Raw genomic sequence first — 19,689 nt, forward strand, 5'->3', positions numbered from 1 at the left:
ATTGAAAAATTGTTAGAATTTAATGATTTATTTTTTCTTTCTTTGTGGCCTGAAAAGAGGGGAAAGGGTAATAAGAAAGAAAATTTAGTTTTATTTTTCTTTTGATATATTACAACTTTGTATATCTTTGCAGTCCCTAAAGGAAAAGGTCTATTATAGTCGCTTAATAAATCTTTTAGGTTGAAATCGCCTCCTTAGCTCAGCTGGTAGAGCAACTGACTTGTAATCAGTAGGTCGCTGGTTCGATCCCGGCAGGGGGCTCACGTTAAGAAGCCATAGGGCTTTTTTGAAATTAGGTGTTGGGGGGGTTCCAGAGCGGTCAAATGGGACGGACTGTAAATCCGTTACTTCGGTTTCGAAGGTTCGAATCCTTCTCCCCCCACAATGAAATTGAGACTACGTTGGGTCTTATTCGATCCCTTAAATGTTTGGGGTTGTCGAATTAAAATAAAACTAAACAAGCGGAAGTAGCTCAGTTGGTAGAGCGATAGCCTTCCAAGCTATAGGTCGCGAGTTCGAACCTCGTCTTCCGCTCTTGAAAGTTAAAAAGTTAATTCCTTGATAATGAGGTCTTAACTTTTTAGTGTTTCAAACAAGCCGATGTAGCTCAGTGGTAGAGCACTTCCTTGGTAAGGAAGAGGTCATGGGTTCAAATCCCATCATTGGCTCGTAAGCGTAAATAATGAAATCAAAATAAAAAATTAACTTATCTACTAATTCGCATACAACATGGCAAAAGAGAAATTTGACCGCAGTAAACCACACTTAAACATTGGTACAATTGGTCACGTTGACCACGGTAAAACTACTACAACAGCAGCTATTACTAAAGTTCTAGCTGATGCTGGTTATTCGGAAGCACGTTCATTTGATTCAATTGACTCTGCTCCGGAAGAAAAAGAACGTGGTATTACTATTAATACATCACACGTTGAATATTCAACTCAATCACGCCACTACGCGCACGTTGACTGTCCTGGACACGCTGACTATGTAAAAAACATGGTTACTGGAGCTGCTCAGATGGACGGTGCAATTATAGTTGTTGCAGCTACTGACGGACCTATGCCTCAAACTCGTGAGCATATCTTGTTAGCTCGTCAGGTTGGTGTACCTGCATTGGTTGTTTTTATGAATAAGACTGACTTAGTTGATGACCCTGAGTTATTAGACTTAGTTGAAATGGAAATTCGTGAATTATTATCTTTCTACGAATATCCTGGAGATGATGTTCCTGTAATTCGTGGATCTGCATTAGGTGCTTTGAACGGAGAGCCTCAGTGGGTTGAGAAAATGTTAGAATTGATGCAAGCGGTGGATGATTTCATCCCAGTTCCTGCACGTTTAACTGATCTTCCTTTCTTAATGCCGGTAGAAGATGTATTCTCGATCACTGGTCGTGGTACTGTAGCTACAGGTCGTATTGAAAGAGGTATTATCAACTCTGGTGAAACTGTTGATATCTTAGGTATGGGTGCTGAAAACTTAAAATCTGTAGTAACAGGTGTTGAGATGTTCCGTAAGATATTGGATAGAGGTGAAGCTGGAGATAACGTAGGTTTATTGTTACGTGGTATTGAAAAAACTGATATCCGTCGTGGTATGGTTATTTGTAAACCAGGTTCAGTAACTCCTCATACTGATTTCAAAGCTGAAGTTTACGTATTGTCAAAAGCAGAAGGTGGACGTCACACTCCATTCTTTAACAAATACCGTCCTCAGTTTTATTTCCGTACAACAGATGTAACTGGAGAAATTACCTTGGAAGAAGGTGTTGAAATGGTTATGCCTGGTGATAACGTTACAATTAATGTTAAATTAATTAACGCTATTGCAATGGAAAAAGGACTTCGTTTCGCTATCCGTGAAGGTGGTAGAACTGTAGGTGCTGGACAAGTAACAGACATTACAGCTTAAGATTAATCTGTAAAACATTAATAACAATAAAGTACCCGTCTTTTGGAAGGGTACTTTATTATAAGTTACTACGGGCATAGTTCAATGGTAGAATAGAGGTCTCCAAAACCTTTGATCAGGGTTCGAATCCTTGTGCCCGTGCAAAATGTATATATTTTATGGCTAGTGTACTTGAGTTTTTTAAAGAATCGTATAACGAGATGATCCATAAGGTTACTTGGCCTACTTGGGGAGAATTGCAAAATTCTGCTGTGGTAGTACTGATTGCTTCGTTAATTATAGCATTGATTATTTTAGCAATGGATGAGTCTTCAAGTTCTATTTTGAAATTGTTTTATCAGTCAGTAGGCTAGAAATTAAACTAATGGCAGATCAAAAACTAAAGTGGTATGTAGTACGTGCCGTAAGTGGTAAAGAAAAAAAGGTAAAGCAATATATCGAAGCTGAGATTAATCGCTTGGGTATAACTCATTTGGTTCCACAGGTATTAATACCGATGGAAAAGTATTATCAAATGAGAGATGGAAAGAAAATTGCTAAAGAACGAAACTTTTATCCCGGTTATGTGTTAATTGAAGTTGCACTTGATAGTGAAATTGAACACCTTATCAAAGGAATTAACAGTGTAATTGGATTCTTGGGCGATAAAGAAGGTAATGCAATTCCTCTTCGTTCAGCAGAAGTAAATCGTATATTAGGGAAGGTTGATGAAATGTCTGAACAGGCTGAAGTTATCAATGTCCCTTACTTTGTAGGTGAATCAGTAAAAGTTGTTGATGGTCCATTCAACGGTTTTACCGGTGAGATTGAAGAGGTAAACGAAGATAAGAAGAAACTTAAGGTTATGGTTAAAGTCTTCGGTAGAAAAACACCTCTTGAATTGAATTACATGCAGGTAGAAAAAGAGTAAAATAGAGTACAAGTAAATGTTACGTTATATGCTTCCAACTTACTAACAAACATTTAGTAATTAAATTAAAATCAAAAATGGCAAAACAAGTCAGTGCTTTAGTAAAATTGCAAGTGAAGGGTGGTGCTGCCAACCCGTCGCCTCCAGTTGGACCTGCATTAGGTGCAAAAGGGGTGAACATTATGGAATTTTGCAAACAGTTTAATGCACGTACCCAGGATAAACCTGGTAAAGTATTACCTGTTGTCATCACTGTTTACGCCGATAAATCCTTTGATTTTATCATTAAAACTCCTCCTGTTGCGATTCAATTAATTGAAGCAACTGGATTAAAAGGAGGCTCTGGTGAGCCTAACCGTAAAAAGGTAGGCTCTGTTTCTTGGGAACAAGTAGAAACCATTGCAAAGGATAAGATGACCGATTTAAATGCGTTTACTGTTGATTCAGCCATGAAAATGGTTGCTGGTACAGCACGTAGTATGGGTATCACCGTAAGTGGCGATGCACCCTGGAACAATTAATTAAACAGAAATCAATTTAAAAAGTGGCTAGATTAACAAAAAATCAAAAAACGGCACTTACCAAAATTGAAGCTGGTAAAGTATATTCGTTACAAGAAGCTTCGGCTTTAGTAAAAGATATTACCACTACTAAGTTTGATGCTTCCGTAGACATTGACGTTCGTTTGGGCGTTGATCCACGTAAAGCAAATCAAATGGTACGTGGTATTTCAACTTTGCCTCATGGAACTGGTAAAACCGTACGTGTTTTAGTACTTTGTACTCCTGATAAGGAAGAAGAAGCTAAAGCCGCCGGTGCAGACTATGTTGGCTTAGATGAGTACATCAGCAAGATTGAAGGAGGATGGACAGACGTTGATATCATTATTACAATGCCTAGTGTTATGGCAAAAGTAGGGAAATTAGGCCGTATTTTAGGTCCCCGTAACTTAATGCCAAACCCTAAATCAGGTACAGTTACCCAAGAAGTTGGAAAAGCTGTAACGGATGTAAAAGGCGGTAAGATTGACTTCAAAGTTGATAAAACCGGAATCATTCACGCTTCAATAGGTAAGGTGTCTTTCCCTGCAGATAAAATTTATGAAAATGCGTTAGAAATTCTTCAAACCATTTCTAAATTAAAACCTTCTGCAGCTAAAGGAACTTACTTTAAAAGTATACATGTCTCATCAACAATGAGTCCAAGTATACAAGTTGAAACTAAATCAGTAGCAGGAATTTAATCATGAGAAAAGAAGAAAAACAAGAAATTGTAGAAGCTTTAGTAGATCAGATTAAAACCAGTGGTAATTTTTATATTACCGATACTGCTGATTTAACTGTAGTAAAAGTATCTGACATTCGTCGCAAATGTTTCGAAAGTGGTATCTCTATGCAAGTAGCTAAGAATACTTTGATTCGGAAAGCAATGGAATTAGCGGGCGTTGATGCAGGAGAGTTTGATGATGTTTTAAAAGGATCATCTACTCTATTGTTTTCTACAATCGGTAATGCACCAGCTAAATTAATAAAAGATCTTAGAAAGACTGGTCCTAAACCTGTTTTAAAAGGAGCTTATATTGATAGCTCAGTGTTTATTGGTGACGATAAGATAGATTTATTAGCGAGCTTGAAATCGAAAGAAGAGCTTGTTGGTGAAATCATTGGCTTACTACAGTCTCCTGCTAAAAATGTTGTTTCTGCTTTGCAATCAGGCGGAAATAAGCTTGCAGGAATTGTTAAGACTTTACAAGAAAGAGAAGGTTAACGAACACCTTTAAAGTTCGAGAGATATTATTATTATAAAGCACATTAAAAAATTTAAATAAAATGGCAGATTTAAAATCGTTTGCTGAACAATTGGTAAACTTAACGGTAAAAGAAGTTAACGAGTTAGCTCAAATCTTAAAAGACGAATATGGTATTGAGCCTGCTGCTGCTGCAGTAGCAGTTGCTGGACCTGCAGCTGGTGGTGGTGACGCTGGTGCTGCTGAAGAAAAAACATCTTTTGATGTTATCTTGCAAGAAGCTGGTGGTTCAAAATTAGCAGTTGTTAAATTAGTAAAAGACTTAACTGGTCTTGGACTTAAAGAAGCAAAAGAATTAGTTGATGGTGCACCTAAACCAGTAAAAGAAGGTGTTGCAAAAGACGAGGCTGAAGCTTTGAAAAAACAACTAGAAGAAGCAGGAGCTACTGTTGAGATTAAATAGTTCTCTAATATAGTACTTATGGCATTAGACTCCGGTAATTTTCCGGGGTCTATTGCTGTTTGGAGAAAAAAGTAATATTACTTGTTTTGACTATGCAAGTTTCCTTTTAGGATAAAAAATATAGTCTAACGCGCAGTTTATTTAAACTAAATTCTTATTCCCTTGGCAAATAAAGATATTCGTAACGAAAGAGTAAATTTTGCTACCAGCAAAAAGGTTATTGACTACCCTGATTTTCTGGATGTGCAACTTCAGTCTTTTATGGAGTTTTTTCAACTAGAAACCACTTCTGATAACCGCCACCAGGAAGGGCTTTTCAAAGTGTTTTCTGAAAACTTCCCAATTTCTGATTCAAGAAATATATTTGTTCTTGAATTTCTAGATTATTTTATTGATCCGCCACGTTATGATATTCAGGAATGTATTGAGCGTGGCTTAACTTATAGTGTTCCACTAAAAGCAAAGCTTCGTTTATCTTGTAATGATGAAGAACACGAAGATTTTGAAACAATTGTTCAAGATGTTTATTTAGGAACTATTCCTTATATGACGCCGAAAGGAACATTTGTTATCAATGGTGCAGAACGTGTTATAGTTTCCCAGCTTCATCGATCGCCAGGTGTATTTTTTGGTCAAAGTCGTCATACAAACGGCACAAAATTATATTCTGCCCGTGTTATTCCTTTCAAAGGTTCATGGATTGAATTTGCAACGGACGTTAATAACGTGATGTATGCATATATTGATCGTAAAAAGAAATTCCCTGTTACTACTTTGCTTCGTGCAATTGGTTATGATTCAGATAAAGATATTCTTGAATTATTCGAATTAGCTGATGAAGTAAAAGTAAGTAAATCAGGTCTTAAAAAATTATTAGGAAGAAAATTAGCTGCTCGGGTTCTGAAGAAATGGGTAGAAGATTTTGTAGATGAGGATACAGGTGAAGTTGTATCTATTGATCGTAATGAGATTATTCTAGAACGTGAAACGATACTAGAAGAAGATCATATTGATATGATTATTGATTCAGGTACTAAGACCATCATTTTATCGAAAGATGATGCGGCTAGTAATGCTGATTATTCAATCATATATAATACTCTACAAAAGGATACCTCTAACTCAGAGAAAGAAGCAGTAGAACATATATATCGTCAATTGCGTAATGCAGAACCACCTGATGAAGAAACAGCTCGTGGGATTATTGATCGTTTATTTTTCTCAGATAAACGTTATGATTTAGGTGATGTTGGTCGTTATAGAATTAACAGAAAGCTGAAGCTTGATACTCCTGATGAAACGAAGGTTCTTACGAAACAGGATATCATTGCAATTGTGAAATATCTGATTAACCTTATTAATTCAAAAGCTGAGGTTGATGATATTGACCATTTATCAAATCGTAGAGTACGTACCGTTGGTGAACAATTATACGCACAATTTGGTGTAGGTTTATCAAGAATGGCTCGTACCATACGTGAGCGTATGAATATTCGCGACAATGAAGTATTTACTCCAACAGATTTAATTAATGCACGTACTTTATCGTCTGTGATTAATTCTTTCTTTGGTACAAATCAGTTGTCTCAATTTATGGATCAGACCAACCCATTGGCTGAAATTACCCATAAACGAAGACTTTCTGCCTTAGGACCTGGTGGACTTTCACGTGAAAGAGCAGGATTTGAGGTACGTGACGTTCATTATACACACTACGGACGTTTATGTACTATTGAAACTCCTGAGGGGCCGAATATTGGTTTGATATCATCTCTTTGTGTACATGCGAAAATTAATAATCTAGGTTTTATTGAAACACCATACCGTAAAGTAGTAGACGGAAGAGTGGTTGTTGAAGAGCCTGTTATTTATCTTTCTGCAGAAGATGAAGATGGTAAAACCATCGCTCAGGCGAATGCTGAATATGATGAAAAGGGTAATTTTATTACACCTCGTGTAAAAGCTCGTTATGAAGGAGATTTTCCTATCATTGAACCAGAGCGGTTAGATTTAATGGATATTGCTCCGAATCAAATTACATCAATTGCTGCCTCATTGATTCCTTTCTTGGAACATGATGATGCTAACCGTGCATTGATGGGTTCGAATATGCAACGTCAAGCTGTTCCTTTGTTGCGCCCAGAGGCTCCAATCGTTGGAACTGGCCTGGAGGGTAGAGTTGCAAAAGATTCTCGTACGCTTATAAATGCAGAAGGCGAAGGTGTGGTTGAGTATGTAGATGCTAATGAGATTAAGATTCGTTATAACAGATCAGATGATCAAAAGCTAGTTTCTTTTGATGATGATGTTAAAACATACAGACTAATTAAATTTAAGAAAACCAACCAAAGTACTTGTATTAACTTGAAGCCGATTGTTAGAAAAGGCGAAAAGGTTACAAAAGGACAGGTTCTTTGTGAAGGATATGCTACTCAGAACGGTGAATTAGCTTTAGGACGTAATTTGAAAGTTGCATTCATGCCTTGGCAAGGATATAACTTTGAGGATGCGATTGTAATTTCTGAACGTGTGGTAAGTCAGGATATCTTTACTTCCCTTCATATTGATCAATTCGAACTTGAGGTTCGTGATACAAAACGTGGAGAAGAGGAGTTAACACCAGATATTCCTAACGTTTCTGAAGAGGCAACTAAAGACTTGGATGAGAATGGAATTATTCGTGTGGGAGCAGAAGTAAAGGATGGAGATATTTTAATTGGAAAAATTACTCCAAAAGGAGAATCAGATCCTTCACCGGAAGAAAAGCTTTTACGTGCAATATTTGGTGATAAAGCGGGTGATGTTAAAGATGCATCTTTAAAAACACCTCCTTCGATTCAAGGAGTCGTTATTGATACCAAATTATTCTCTCGTTCTAAGAAAACTACGAAAGCAGAAGAGAAAGCAGCATTAGAAGAGCTTGATAATCGTTTTAATAAAGCGGTTAAAGCTCTGAAAGAAAGATTAGTTGATAAACTCTTTAACATTGTAAATGGTAAAACCTCTCAGGGTATTTACAATGTATACAAAGAGCTGTTGTTTGCCAAAGGAGCTAAGTTTACTCAAAAGATCCTTGCTGATTTAGAGTATGCGAATATTAACCCTACTAAATGGACTACAGACGATGATAAAAATGAGTTAATCAAACAAACATTGCATTTCTATAATATCAAACTTAATGAAGAGCTAGGTGCTTATAAGCGTGATAAATTTGCAATTAGTGTTGGTGATGAGCTTCCGTCAGGCATTGTTCAAATGGCGAAAGTTTATATCGCTAAAAAGCGTAAGCTTAAAGTGGGTGATAAGATGGCCGGACGACATGGTAATAAAGGTATTGTTGCACGTATTGTACGTGACGAGGATATGCCGTTCTTGGAAGATGGAACACCGGTTGATATTGTTTTGAATCCACTGGGTGTGCCTTCACGGATGAACCTTGGTCAGATCTATGAAACTGTTTTGGGTTGGGCTGGTCAAAAATTGGGAGTAAATTTTGCAACTCCTATTTTCGATGGTGCTTCAACTGAAGAGGTAGAAGAATGGATTGACAAGGCGAAACTTCCTTCTTCTGGTAGAACGTATCTTTACGATGGTCTAACAGGTGATCGTTTTGATCAACCAACTACAGTTGGTGTGATTTATATGTTGAAACTTGGTCACATGGTAGACGATAAAATGCACGCACGTTCTATTGGGCCATACTCACTTATTACGCAACAACCTTTAGGTGGTAAAGCGCAGTTCGGGGGTCAAAGATTTGGAGAGATGGAGGTGTGGGCACTTGAAGCATTTGGTGCGGCCAATATTTTACAAGAAATTTTAACCGTGAAATCAGATGATGTTGTAGGAAGGGCTAAAACTTACGAAGCAATCGTAAAAGGCGACAACTTACCAACTCCATCGGTTCCCGAATCATTCAATGTATTAGTACATGAATTAAGAGGTTTAGGTTTAGATATCACATTAGATTAGTACCGTTAAAAAAGAGCTATGTCTTACAAAAAAGATAGTAAAATTAAAAGTAATTTCACTTCGATAACCATTAGTTTATCATCACCAGAGGTGATTTTAGAACGATCAAGTGGTGAAGTTTTGAAGCCCGAAACGATCAATTATCGGACTTATAAACCAGAACGTGATGGCTTATTCTGCGAACGGATCTTCGGTCCGGTTAAAGATTATGAGTGTCACTGTGGAAAATATAAACGTATTCGTTATAAAGGAATCGTTTGTGATCGTTGTGGGGTAGAGGTTACAGAGAAAAAAGTTCGTCGCGAACGCATGGGACATATCAACTTGGTTGTTCCTGTTGCTCATATTTGGTATTTCCGTTCTTTACCTAATAAAATTGGTTATTTATTAGGCCTTCCTACCAAGAAGCTTGATATGATTATTTACTACGAACGTTATGTAGTAATTCAAGCTGGTGTTAAAGAAGAGGATGGAATTAACTACATGGATTTCCTTACTGAAGAAGAATATCTTGATATTTTAGATACGCTTCCTAAGGAAAATCAATATTTAGATGATAAAGATCCTCAGAAGTTTGTAGCAAAAATGGGAGCAGAAGCTCTTGAGGAATTGCTTAAACGTTTGGATCTTGATCAACTTTCATATAATCTTCGTCACCAAGCTGCAAATGAAACTTCTCAACAACGGAAAACTGAAGCGTTAAAACGTTTACAGGTTGTAGAGGCGTTCCGCGGTTCTAGAGATCGTATTGAAAATCGCCCGGAATGGATGATTGTAAAGATTGTTCCTATTATTCCACCAGAACTTCGTCCGTTGGTACCTTTGGATGGAGGGCGTTTCGCTACATCTGATTTAAATGATTTATACCGTCGTGTTATTATTCGTAATAATCGTTTGAAGAGACTATTGGAGATTAAAGCTCCTGAAGTTATTCTACGGAATGAGAAACGAATGTTGCAAGAAGCAGTAGATTCCTTATTTGATAACTCTCGCAAGGTTAATGCTGTTAAAACAGAAGGTAATCGTGCTTTAAAATCACTATCAGATATCCTAAAAGGAAAGCAAGGTCGTTTCCGTCAAAACTTATTGGGTAAACGTGTTGATTATTCAGCTCGTTCAGTAATTGTTGTTGGACCGAACTTGAAACTGCATGAATGTGGTTTACCTAAAGATATGGCAGCAGAGCTTTATAAACCGTTTATCATTCGTAAGATGATTGAACGGGGTATCGTGAAAACTGTTAAATCTGCTAAAAAGATCGTTGATCGTAAAGATCCGGTGGTTTGGGATATCCTTGAGAACGTTTTGAAAGGACACCCTGTGCTACTGAATAGAGCACCTACGCTTCACAGACTTGGTATACAGGCATTTCAACCTAAATTAGTTGAAGGAAAAGCAATCCAGTTACACCCTTTGGTTTGTACTTCTTTTAACGCGGATTTTGACGGTGACCAAATGGCTGTGCATTTACCTTTAGGAAATGCTGCCATACTTGAAGCTCAGATATTAATGTTGGCTTCACATAATATTTTAAACCCTGCAAACGGTACTCCTATTACAGTTCCTTCTCAGGATATGGTTTTAGGTTTATACTACATTACAAAGGGTAGAAAATCAGACGAGTCTCGTATAGTTAAGGGACAAGGGATGACTTTCTATTCTGCAGAGGAAGTAATGATTGCATATAATGAACGTAGAGTTGATTTACATGCATTCATTAAAGTAAAAGCGAATATTAAGAATGAAGATGATGTAATCGAGAATAGAATCATTGAAACAACAGTAGGACGTGTTTTATTTAATGAAAAGGTTCCTGTTGAATTAGGATATATTAATGAACTATTAACTAAGAAATCACTTCGTGATATCATTGGTAAAGTTGTTAAAATATCAGGTATGGCACGTGCTGCTGATTTCTTAGATGATATCAAGCAACTTGGTTTCCAAATGGCATTCCGAGGTGGTCTATCTTTCAATCTTCAAGATTTAAATATTCCTGATGCTAAGGCTGAATTAATAGATTTAGCTACTAAAGAGGTTGATGAAGTAATGAATAACTATAATATGGGTTTCATTACAAACAACGAGCGTTATAACCAAATCATTGATATTTGGACACGTATCAACAACCGTCTTACATCTTCTGTAATGAAGATTCTATCGGAAGATAACCAAGGTTTCAACTCTGTTTACATGATGTTGGACTCTGGAGCACGTGGTTCTAAGGAACAAATTCGTCAGCTATGCGGAATGCGTGGTTTGATGGCTAAGCCTCAGAAATCAGGTGCATCTGGTGGAGAAATTATCGAAAACCCTATTCTTTCTAACTTTAAAGAAGGATTATCAGTATTAGAGTATTTCATATCTACTCACGGTGCTCGTAAAGGTTTAGCGGATACTGCCTTAAAAACAGCTGATGCTGGTTACTTGACTCGTCGTTTACATGATGTTGCTCAGGATATGATCGTTACTGAGGAAGATTGCGGAACTTTAAGAGGAATCTATACTACTGCGTTAAAAGATAACGAAGATATCGTTGAACCTTTATACGATCGTATATTAGGAAGAACTGCTCTTCATGATGTTTATGATCCTGCGACAAACGAATTATTAGTTAAGGCAGATCAGGATATTAATGAAGAAGTAGCATATAAAATTGAACGTTCATCTGTTGAAGGTTTAGAAATACGTTCAGTTCTTACTTGCGAAAGTAAGAGAGGTGTATGTGGACTTTGTTATGGAAGAAACTTGGCAAGCGGTAAACCGGTTAAGATGGGAGAAGCTGTCGGTGTAATTGCTGCTCAGTCAATTGGAGAGCCAGGAACACAGCTTACTTTACGTACATTCCACGTTGGGGGAACTGCATCTAATATTGCAGCAGAATCTCAAATTGTAGCTAAATTTAATGGACGTATTGAATTTGAAAACGTTCGTTTTGTAGACCGTGAGAATAGTGCACAAGAGAAACAGCACGTTGTTTTAGGACGTTCAGGTGAATTCCGAATTGTAGATACAGATACTAATAAGGTCGTTATGACGAATAATATACCTTACGGGGCATTTTTATTTGTTAACGATGGTGATATCTTGAAACGAGGAGATCTTATTTGTTCATGGGATCCTTACAATGCCGTAATTATATCAGAATTTGCCGGTAAGGTAGAATTTGATGCAATTATTGAAGGTGTAACGTTCCGTGAAGAATCAGATGATCAAACTGGTCACCGTGAAAAGGTAATTATTGAAACTCGTGATAAAACTAAAAATCCATCTATTAGAATTTTAGATAAGAACGGTGAAGTAATTCGTAACTATAACATCCCGGTTGGAGCTCACATTTCAATCAGTGATAAAGAGAATGCAAAGGTTGGAGCAATTATTGCTAAGATTCCTCGTTCTACAGGTAAGACTCGAGATATTACAGGTGGTTTACCTCGTGTAACTGAACTGTTCGAGGCGAGAAACCCATCAAACCCAGCAGTTGTTACTGAAATTGACGGGGTTGTAACGCTTGGAGGAGTAAAACGTGCCAATCGCGAAATTTCTATCGAATCCAGAGATGGTCAGATTAAGAAATATCTTGTTCCTTTATCAAAACATATTCTGGTACAGGATAATGACTTTGTGAAAGCTGGTATGCCGTTATCGGATGGTTCAATTTCTCCTGCTAATATTCTGAAGATTAAAGGACCAGCAGCTGTTCAAGAATACTTAGTTAATGGTATTCAAGAAGTTTACCGTCTTCAAGGTGTAAAAATTAATGATAAGCACTTTGAAACGATTGTACATCAAATGATGCAAAAGGTTCATATCGAGGATCCGGGAGATTCAATTTTCTTAGAAAAAGATAATGTTAGTAAGTGGGATTTCATCGAAGAAACTAACGATATGTTCGATAAGAAAGTTGTGGTTGATCCAGGAGATTCAAACGAATTAAAAGCTGGACAGATTGTTTCATCACGTAAATTGCGTGAAGAGAATTCGAGCTTGAAGCGTCGTGATTTGAAGTTGGTGGAAGTACGTGATGCAATTTCGGCAACATCTAGCCCTATATTACAAGGTATAACGCGTGCATCTTTAGGAACCAAATCGTTTATTTCTGCTGCTTCCTTCCAGGAAACTACAAAAGTATTAAATGAAGCGGCTATCCACGCTAAGCAAGATAACTTGTTAGGATTGAAAGAAAACGTAATTGTTGGACACTTAATTCCTTCAGGTACCGGTCTTCGTAAGTACGATAGAATGATCGTTGGATCGAAAGAAGAGTTTGAAAAACTCATGGCATCGAAATTCGATTAATATTAATGATAGAACAATAAAAAAAGCCTGTTTAGAACTCTGAACAGGCTTTTTTTTTAATATATTTATTAAAAGATTTAATTTATGAATGAACAAGGAAAACAGCAAGAGATAAATATTGAACTTTCGGAAGAAGTTGCTGAAGGAACTTATTCTAATTTAGCTATTATCACTCATTCTAATACTGAATTTGTATTGGATTTTATAAGAGTAATGCCCGGTATACCAAAGGCCAAAGTAAAATCTAGAATTATTTTAACTCCTGAACATGCAAAGCGCTTAATGAATGCAATGAAAGATAATATTGATAAATTTGAAAGCATTCATGGTGAAATTAATACAAATGAAGGACAGGTATTCCCAATGAATTTTGGGGGACCACCTGCAGAAGCTTAAGTTATTTGATTTAGTATAAAACGTTCTGCCAGCTGTTCTTGTTATATAATATCCTTTCTAAATTAAACAGTTGTTTTACTTTAAATAAAGAATTGTTTTTGCTTAATTTAAGAATTCATGAAAAAGCTTATTCTACTATTGCTTCTGTTTTCACCAGCCTTATCATTCGCACAAGGCTTTCAGGTGAATTTACAAGGAGCTAAACAATCGGCTATGGCTGGTTCTGGTGCAGCACTTATCCTAGATGAGTCGACTATTTTTTTCAATCCTGGTGCGATGAGTTTCGTTCCGTATAATTCGGCGAGCTTGGGGATGAATGCGACTATGTTTAGACCATCGTTTACAGCTTCTGGTAGTGATAACACAGAAAATGTGAAGAAAAAGGTTGGTACGCCTTTCGCCGCTTATGCGCTTTTTGGTCCTGATCAAGCAAAATGGAAAATAGGATTAGGGGTTTATACGCCATTCGGTGGATTGACGGAATGGGACAAATCTTGGTCAGGTAAGTACACTTTGCTCGCAGTAGATTTAAAAGCTATTTATTTTCAACCGACATTTAGCTATCGTATTACAGATAACTTAGGAATTGGTGTTGGCCTTATTTACAACTACGGAGATGTTGATTTGAAACAAGCAATACCTCTTGGTTTTAGTGATGGGAGCGATGCGAATGCTCATTTGACTGGTACAGGTAAGGGGTATGGATGGAATGCAGGTATATATTACAAAACGCAAAATGGCGTGTCCTTAGCCCTGGTTCATCATTCAAAAGTAGTGACGAAGTTGAGGGATGGAGATGCTGTATTTAACGTTCCTGATGCTTTCAAGCAATTTTTCCCTGAAGGAAATACATTTGATTCAGAAATACCTTTGCCTTCTACAACTACACTGGGAATTGGCATTCCGGTTAATGAGAAGACTTCAATAGCAATTGATGGTAGCTTTGTTAATTGGAAAGTGTACAAGGAGTTTGTCTTTGATTTTTCAAAGAATACTCCCGCTCTAGAAGATAGCCGCTCTGAAAGAAATTATGGAAACGGAGGAGCCATAAGACTGGGTGTTCAGCATCAAGCAAGTGAAAAATTGACTTTAAGAGCAGGGTCTGCATACCTTTTTACACCGGTAAAAGATGGCTATGTAACTCCTGATTCACCAGATGGAAATACGCTAGTTTTAAGTGCAGGTGTAGGTTATGAAGTAAATAAAAGGTGGGAGATTAATGCCAACATGATGTATGGAACTGTTGAATCAAGAGAAGGCACCTTATTGGGTCCAACGGCAGAGGGTACGCTAGAACCTAGTATATCTGGTACTTATAAAATCCATGCTATCGCCCCTGGTCTTTCTATTGGGTATAAGTGGTAGGTTAACCTAACTTGTTTTTGATTTTATGTAGTCAGAAATAGATTTGAAATCATTAGGTTCAAACCAACGTGTGTCTAAATCTTTTTTAAACCAAGTTAGTTGCCGTTTTGCGTATCTTCTTGTGTTTTGTTTTATTTTTTCAATGGCTTCATCTAAGTTGTATTTGTTATCTAAATAATCAAAGATTTCAGTGTAGCCAACAGATAATAGAGGGGCTTTATTACGATAGTTATAAAGTCCTTTTACTTCTTCAATCAACCCTTCTTCAATCATTAAATCTACACGGTGGTTAATCCTGTTATATAAATCTTCCCGATCTGTATTCAGACCAATATTTATTGTATTAAATTTACGCAATCCTGTTTCTTTTTTTCTCCATATTGAAAAAGGTATTTGAGTAGTTTCAAAAACCTCTAATGCCCTGATAATACGCTGAGGGTTATTGATATCAACTTCATTGTAATAGTCAATGTCAACCTTTCGCAAGAGCTCTTGTAAAGGAATAATTCCATCTTCCTGAAGTGTTTTAACTAGACCTTCACGAATTCCCGGAGCAGGTTTTGGCAGGTTATCTAATCCTTTGCAGACCGCATTAACGAACAGACCTGATCCTCCAACTAGTATTAATGTATCAGTTGTTTCAAATAGCTTATGGATGCAGTTTAAAGCATCACGCTCATAATCGCCGGCAGAGTAGTTGTCATGAATACTGTGTGAATTGATAAAATAATGAGTTACAGCCTGAAGTTCATCCAAACTGGGCTTAGCAGTTCCAATATTCATTTCTCTATAAAATTGCCGAGAGTCAGCAGAAATTATATCGGTGTTATATTCTTTCGCTAATTTAATGGATAAGGCAGTTTTGCCTATGCCGGTAGGGCCGACAATGCAAATAAGCTTTTTTGATAAGTTAATCATTAAAAATCATCGTCACCGCCAGATGGATCTGTAAATTCATCTGTTTCAGACTCCTCATCATCCAGTAGGTCAACGTCTTCTTCTTCAGCATCGTATCCCATATCGTTTAAGAAGTCGAATTCACTTTTTGTATCCTCATCAGATCCAAGATGCGCTTCGTCAATACCTCCCATATTGTTGAATATCTTTGGAGCTTTCCCTACGCTTTTAAATACAAAAGGATATTGTTTACCTTCCTCCTCTGATAAAATCTTTATTAATTGAACGTGGAAGTCAAAAGGTCGTTCAAAATTATAGGTGTAGTAGAATTTTTGATGAGGATCATCTATATGTTGATTCAGACGAGTATTGTCCATTAATAAGACTCCTTTTCGGATTCTTGTTTCAGAAGGTAAATAGGTAAACTCTTCACCCTTTTTCCATTGATCGTTACTGATAAAAAAAGAGGAAGGATGCTCGGGATCGTAACCAACCGACTCTAATATAGCTCGGTGTAAATCAAGAAAAGAGTGTTTGGATAGCACTTCAATCTCACGAATTACTTCATCGTAATCTTCAAATGTAACCCTAAATCTATAAATTGCCATGATCAATGAAATTTTATGCGAAGATGTTTAAAATTAAATGATTTTATAAATTTTTTAAAAAATTTAGTTCTGTTTAGTACTCTTTGCCTCTAAACCCAACGACTTCGCTGTTTTAATCATAAACTCCGTTGCGTCTTTTTTGTTGTTGTTAATGTCTCCATCCAAAATAGCTTCGCGTATTGCATTTTTTATAATACCTACTTTTCTTCCCGGTTTAATATTAAAGAATTTCATGATATCTTCTCCATCAATAGGAGGTTGCCAGTTTCTTATCTGATCACGCTCTTCAACATCTTTAAGCTTTTGTTTAACTTGTTCAAAATTCTCACGATACTTTTTACGCTTATATTTGTTTTTCGTGGTTACATCGGCATGGCAAAGTATCATTAAGCTATCAATATCATCTCCGGCTTCAAAAAGTAGTCTTCTCACTGCTGAATCAGTAACAACATCCTGGGCTAAAACAATTGGGCGTAAATGAAGTAAAACCAGCTTTTGTACAAACTTCATCTTTTCATTTAGTGGAAGCTTTAATTCAGCAAAAAGTTTTGGAACCATTTTAGCTCCCCGATCCTCGTGTCCATGAAATGTCCATCCTTGAGTTTCGTCAAATCGTTTGGTCAATGGTTTCGCTATATCATGCATGATAGCGGCCCACCTTAACCATATATCCTCACTTTCTCTTGCAACATTATCCAATACTTCTAATGTATGGTAAAAGTTATCTTTATGGCTTTTTCCTTTAATAGTTTCTACTCCATAAAGATTAACCATAGCAGGGAAGATAATTTCTAGTAAGCCTGTATTAAATAAGTGTTCAAAGCCAACAGAGGGCTTATTTGAAGCTACAATCTTTTGTAATTCGTCTATGATTCTTTCTTGAGATACAATTTTAATACGCTCCTTGTTTGTTCTTATAGCATTTAATGCTTCTTCATCGATATCAAATTGAAGTTGAGAGGAAAAACGAATAGCTCGCATCATTCTTAACGGGTCGTCCGAAAAAGTTTCTACGGGGTTTAAAGGTGTACGAATTAAATTATGTCTGATATCTTCTATTCCATTAAACGGATCGAGAAGCTCACCGTAGTTTTCTTTATTTAAACTCAGAGCCATTGCATTGATGGTAAAATCGCGTCGCAGCTGATCATCTTTTAAGTTGCCATTCTCTACAATAGGTTTACGGGAGTCAGATCGATAAGACTCTTTTCTTGCACCCACGAACTCAATATCCATGTTGTCATAATGCAGCATCGCAGTTCCAAAATTCTTAAATACTGAAACTTTTAATTTAAGTGTTTCTGCAACCTTCTCGGCAAAAGCTATTCCGCTACCAATAACTAAGATGTCAATATCATTCTTGAAATCACGTTTCATAAACAGATCCCGAACGAAACCTCCTATAACGTAAAGCTCAACTCCGCTGGTATCTGCTAAATCGCCAAGAGTTTTAAAGATGGGATGTTGTAGTCGTTCATTCATATGGGAAAGTGTATGCTTGTTTAAAGCGTATTGGCCACAAAAGTACGAAATAGCTATCATAAAATAATAAAGAGAGCTATTGCTGTAGTTTTGTGAAGTGAGTTTTGTTTTTCTACGGTTTTCGAATTAACTCGAATTGACCTGAAGGCCCAAGTTTAATAATTGTTGAAGCAGAATTTTCTTGTTGATCTTCCTGCTGATAACTTACGACATAATCTACTCCATTTATGATCTCGTCTTCTACCTCACTGAAGTTTTTTGGTGATGGGTGATTTGTTAAATTGGCAGACGTAGATACAATGGGTTTCCTAAATCGATGTATTAATTCCTTGCAAAAGTCATGCTTTACGATTCGTATACCTATGGTTCCATCTGCCGGAATCAGATTGGGACTTAGATTTTTGGCACCTGAATAAATAATTGTTAATGGGGTATCAGAGTATTCAATTAATTCATAGGCAACATCCGGAATCTCACGTACATAGCTGCTTAATTTATTGTCGTTATCCAATAAAATAATTAAACTTTTGTTTTTTGAACGACCTTTAAGTTGATTTACCTTTTCAACAGCTTCAGGATTGGTAGCATCACAACCGATACCCCATATTGTATCTGTTGGATACAATATAATTCCACCCTTTCTTAATACATCTAAAGCCTGTTCTATATCTTTTTTAAAAATATGAAAATCGGAGCTCATTTATATAGCAACATTATGTTCCCTTAACGCATCGTTTAAGGAGGTCTTTTTATCTGTAGATTCTTTGCGTTTACCAATGATTAATGCACATGGAACCTGATATTCACCCGCTGGATATTGTTTTGTATATGAACCAGGGATAACTACTGAGCGGGCAGGAACAAATGATTTATATTCAACAGGTTGCTCTCCGGTAACATCAATAATTTTGGTAGAAGCTGTTAGAACAACATTGGCACCTAATACAACTTCTCTTTCAACATGAACCCCCTCAACTACAATACAACGAGAGCCAACAAAGCAATTGTCCTCAATAATTACAGGTGATGCCTGGACAGGCTCTAAAACGCCTCCAATACCAACACCTCCACTTAGATGAACATTCTTGCCAATTTGTGCACATGATCCAACGGTAGCCCAAGTATCTACCATGGTACCTTCATCAACATAGGCACCAATATTTACATAAGAAGGCATTAGTATTACTCCTTTTGCAAGAAATGCACCGTAGCGTGCAAGACCATGAGGAACTACCCGAACACCCAATTCTTTATAATTGGTTTTCAGTTTCATTTTGTCGTAGAAAACAAAAGGACCAGCTTCTATCACTTTCATTTTGCGAATAGGAAAATACAAGATTATAGCCTTTTTTATCCACTCATTTATATGCCAACGGTTACCAATTGGCTCTGCAACACGTAACTCTCCTTTGTCTAATTTTAAAATAACAGTTTCGATCGCGTCTTGATATTCTTTGTATTCTAATAATTGACGATCTTCCCATGCATCTTCGATTAGTTTTTTAATTTCTGTGGTCATTTGAATGTTTTGAGACGAAAATATTGGAACGAAAATAGATATTTTTAAAGAAAAAGAATTAATAAAAGGTAAAAATAAGTAAAAGCGCAAAGATTATTTAAGTTTTTTGATCGT

16 protein-coding genes and 5 tRNA genes are annotated in these 19,689 nt (G+C 36.7%); 16 read left to right on the top strand and 5 right to left on the bottom strand.

Features of this window, described 5'->3' with window-relative positions:
• Positions 1-188: 188 nt before the first annotated feature.
• The 16 genes from VL047_RS02850 to VL047_RS02925 all read left to right on the top strand — a co-directional run bounded on the left by VL047_RS02850 (position 189) and on the right by VL047_RS02925 (position 15,069).
• A tRNA-Thr gene (locus VL047_RS02850) sits at positions 189-261 on the top strand.
• Positions 262-301: 40 nt separating this feature from the next.
• Positions 302-382: transfer RNA gene (locus VL047_RS02855), tRNA-Tyr, on the top strand.
• 79 nt (positions 383-461) lie between these two features.
• Positions 462-534 (top strand) — tRNA-Gly (locus tag VL047_RS02860).
• A 62-nt stretch (positions 535-596) separates the two neighbouring features.
• Positions 597-668 (top strand) — tRNA-Thr (locus tag VL047_RS02865).
• A gap of 61 nt (positions 669-729) precedes the next feature.
• Positions 730-1,917, top strand: coding sequence for an elongation factor Tu (tuf, locus tag VL047_RS02870; protein ID WP_325358320.1), 1,188 nt, complete (start codon positions 730-732; stop codon positions 1,915-1,917).
• Between the two features lie 70 nt (positions 1,918-1,987).
• Positions 1,988-2,058, top strand: a tRNA-Trp gene (locus tag VL047_RS02875).
• A 17-nt stretch (positions 2,059-2,075) separates the two neighbouring features.
• A complete protein-coding gene (gene secE / locus VL047_RS02880; protein WP_132225344.1) occupies positions 2,076-2,270 on the top strand; it encodes a preprotein translocase subunit SecE in 195 nt (64 codons plus the stop codon).
• A gap of 11 nt (positions 2,271-2,281) precedes the next feature.
• Entirely contained in the window at positions 2,282-2,827 is a 546-nt protein-coding gene (nusG, locus tag VL047_RS02885; RefSeq protein WP_325358325.1) for a transcription termination/antitermination protein NusG, read from the top strand.
• Between the two features lie 77 nt (positions 2,828-2,904).
• On the top strand, positions 2,905-3,348 hold the full coding sequence (gene rplK / locus VL047_RS02890) for a 50S ribosomal protein L11 (RefSeq protein ID WP_325358327.1): 444 nt from the start codon (positions 2,905-2,907) through the stop codon (positions 3,346-3,348).
• A gap of 23 nt (positions 3,349-3,371) precedes the next feature.
• Complete coding sequence (gene rplA, locus VL047_RS02895; RefSeq protein WP_132225338.1) at positions 3,372-4,070, top strand: 50S ribosomal protein L1; 699 nt, start codon at positions 3,372-3,374, stop codon at positions 4,068-4,070.
• 2 nt (positions 4,071-4,072) lie between these two features.
• A complete protein-coding gene (gene rplJ / locus VL047_RS02900; protein WP_325358330.1) occupies positions 4,073-4,594 on the top strand; it encodes a 50S ribosomal protein L10 in 522 nt (173 codons plus the stop codon).
• Positions 4,595-4,656: 62 nt separating this feature from the next.
• The gene (gene rplL, locus VL047_RS02905; protein WP_325358332.1) at positions 4,657-5,037 is read left to right on the top strand and encodes a 50S ribosomal protein L7/L12; all 381 of its coding nucleotides are present in this window, start codon (positions 4,657-4,659) and stop codon (positions 5,035-5,037) included.
• 162 nt (positions 5,038-5,199) lie between these two features.
• The gene (rpoB, locus tag VL047_RS02910) at positions 5,200-9,009 is read left to right on the top strand and encodes a DNA-directed RNA polymerase subunit beta (RefSeq protein ID WP_325358334.1); all 3,810 of its coding nucleotides are present in this window, start codon (positions 5,200-5,202) and stop codon (positions 9,007-9,009) included.
• Positions 9,010-9,027: 18 nt separating this feature from the next.
• On the top strand, positions 9,028-13,308 hold the full coding sequence (gene rpoC, locus VL047_RS02915) for a DNA-directed RNA polymerase subunit beta' (protein ID WP_325358336.1): 4,281 nt from the start codon (positions 9,028-9,030) through the stop codon (positions 13,306-13,308).
• Between the two features lie 84 nt (positions 13,309-13,392).
• The gene (locus VL047_RS02920; protein WP_325358338.1) at positions 13,393-13,704 is read left to right on the top strand and encodes a DUF3467 domain-containing protein; all 312 of its coding nucleotides are present in this window, start codon (positions 13,393-13,395) and stop codon (positions 13,702-13,704) included.
• A gap of 117 nt (positions 13,705-13,821) precedes the next feature.
• The gene (locus VL047_RS02925; protein WP_325358340.1) at positions 13,822-15,069 is read left to right on the top strand and encodes an OmpP1/FadL family transporter; all 1,248 of its coding nucleotides are present in this window, start codon (positions 13,822-13,824) and stop codon (positions 15,067-15,069) included.
• A 6-nt stretch (positions 15,070-15,075) separates the two neighbouring features.
• On the opposite strand, the gene miaA is transcribed toward VL047_RS02925, so the two are convergent.
• The 5 genes from miaA to VL047_RS02950 all read right to left on the bottom strand — a co-directional run bounded on the left by miaA (position 15,076) and on the right by VL047_RS02950 (position 19,575).
• Positions 15,076-15,987, bottom strand: a complete 912-nt coding sequence (gene miaA, locus VL047_RS02930; protein WP_325358342.1) for a tRNA (adenosine(37)-N6)-dimethylallyltransferase MiaA — start codon at positions 15,985-15,987, stop codon at positions 15,076-15,078.
• Positions 15,987-16,574: an IS1096 element passenger TnpR family protein gene (locus tag VL047_RS02935; protein WP_325358344.1), complete on the bottom strand. Its 588-nt coding sequence runs from the start codon at positions 16,572-16,574 to the stop codon at positions 15,987-15,989. The genes miaA and VL047_RS02935 overlap by 1 nt, the downstream gene beginning before the upstream one ends.
• A 63-nt stretch (positions 16,575-16,637) precedes the next feature.
• The gene (locus tag VL047_RS02940) at positions 16,638-18,056 is read right to left on the bottom strand and encodes a CCA tRNA nucleotidyltransferase (protein ID WP_325358346.1); all 1,419 of its coding nucleotides are present in this window, start codon (positions 18,054-18,056) and stop codon (positions 16,638-16,640) included.
• 112 nt (positions 18,057-18,168) lie between these two features.
• Positions 18,169-18,756, bottom strand: coding sequence for an L-threonylcarbamoyladenylate synthase (locus tag VL047_RS02945; RefSeq protein WP_325358348.1), 588 nt, complete (start codon positions 18,754-18,756; stop codon positions 18,169-18,171).
• Positions 18,757-19,575 carry a 2,3,4,5-tetrahydropyridine-2,6-dicarboxylate N-succinyltransferase gene (locus VL047_RS02950; RefSeq protein WP_325358350.1) on the bottom strand — a complete coding sequence of 273 codons (819 nt, stop codon included), beginning with the start codon at positions 19,573-19,575 and terminating at the stop codon, positions 18,757-18,759.
• Positions 19,576-19,689 lie beyond the last annotated feature (114 nt).

Origin of the sequence: Albibacterium sp. (genome assembly GCF_035514885.1) — a bacterium.
In the GTDB taxonomy this organism is placed as follows: Bacteria; Bacteroidota; Bacteroidia; order Sphingobacteriales; family Sphingobacteriaceae; genus Albibacterium.

What these genes read in the sequence shown, in the direction of transcription:
- VL047_RS02940 (WP_325358346.1), bottom strand. Translation starts at nt 18,056, where the DNA reads ATGAATGAACGACTACAACATCCCATCTTTAAAACTCTTGGCGATTTA.
- rplL (WP_325358332.1), top strand. Translation starts at nt 4,657, where the DNA reads ATGGCAGATTTAAAATCGTTTGCTGAACAATTGGTAAACTTAACGGTA.
- VL047_RS02950 (WP_325358350.1), bottom strand. Translation starts at nt 19,575, where the DNA reads ATGACCACAGAAATTAAAAAACTAATCGAAGATGCATGGGAAGATCGT.
- VL047_RS02935 (WP_325358344.1), bottom strand. Translation starts at nt 16,574, where the DNA reads ATGGCAATTTATAGATTTAGGGTTACATTTGAAGATTACGATGAAGTA.
- VL047_RS02925 (WP_325358340.1), top strand. Translation starts at nt 13,822, where the DNA reads ATGAAAAAGCTTATTCTACTATTGCTTCTGTTTTCACCAGCCTTATCA.
- secE (WP_132225344.1), top strand. Translation starts at nt 2,076, where the DNA reads ATGGCTAGTGTACTTGAGTTTTTTAAAGAATCGTATAACGAGATGATC.
- tuf (WP_325358320.1), top strand. Translation starts at nt 730, where the DNA reads ATGGCAAAAGAGAAATTTGACCGCAGTAAACCACACTTAAACATTGGT.
- VL047_RS02945 (WP_325358348.1), bottom strand. Translation starts at nt 18,756, where the DNA reads ATGAGCTCCGATTTTCATATTTTTAAAAAAGATATAGAACAGGCTTTA.
- rplK (WP_325358327.1), top strand. Translation starts at nt 2,905, where the DNA reads ATGGCAAAACAAGTCAGTGCTTTAGTAAAATTGCAAGTGAAGGGTGGT.
- miaA (WP_325358342.1), bottom strand. Translation starts at nt 15,987, where the DNA reads ATGATTAACTTATCAAAAAAGCTTATTTGCATTGTCGGCCCTACCGGC.
- nusG (WP_325358325.1), top strand. Translation starts at nt 2,282, where the DNA reads ATGGCAGATCAAAAACTAAAGTGGTATGTAGTACGTGCCGTAAGTGGT.
- VL047_RS02920 (WP_325358338.1), top strand. Translation starts at nt 13,393, where the DNA reads ATGAATGAACAAGGAAAACAGCAAGAGATAAATATTGAACTTTCGGAA.
- rplJ (WP_325358330.1), top strand. Translation starts at nt 4,073, where the DNA reads ATGAGAAAAGAAGAAAAACAAGAAATTGTAGAAGCTTTAGTAGATCAG.
- rpoC (WP_325358336.1), top strand. Translation starts at nt 9,028, where the DNA reads ATGTCTTACAAAAAAGATAGTAAAATTAAAAGTAATTTCACTTCGATA.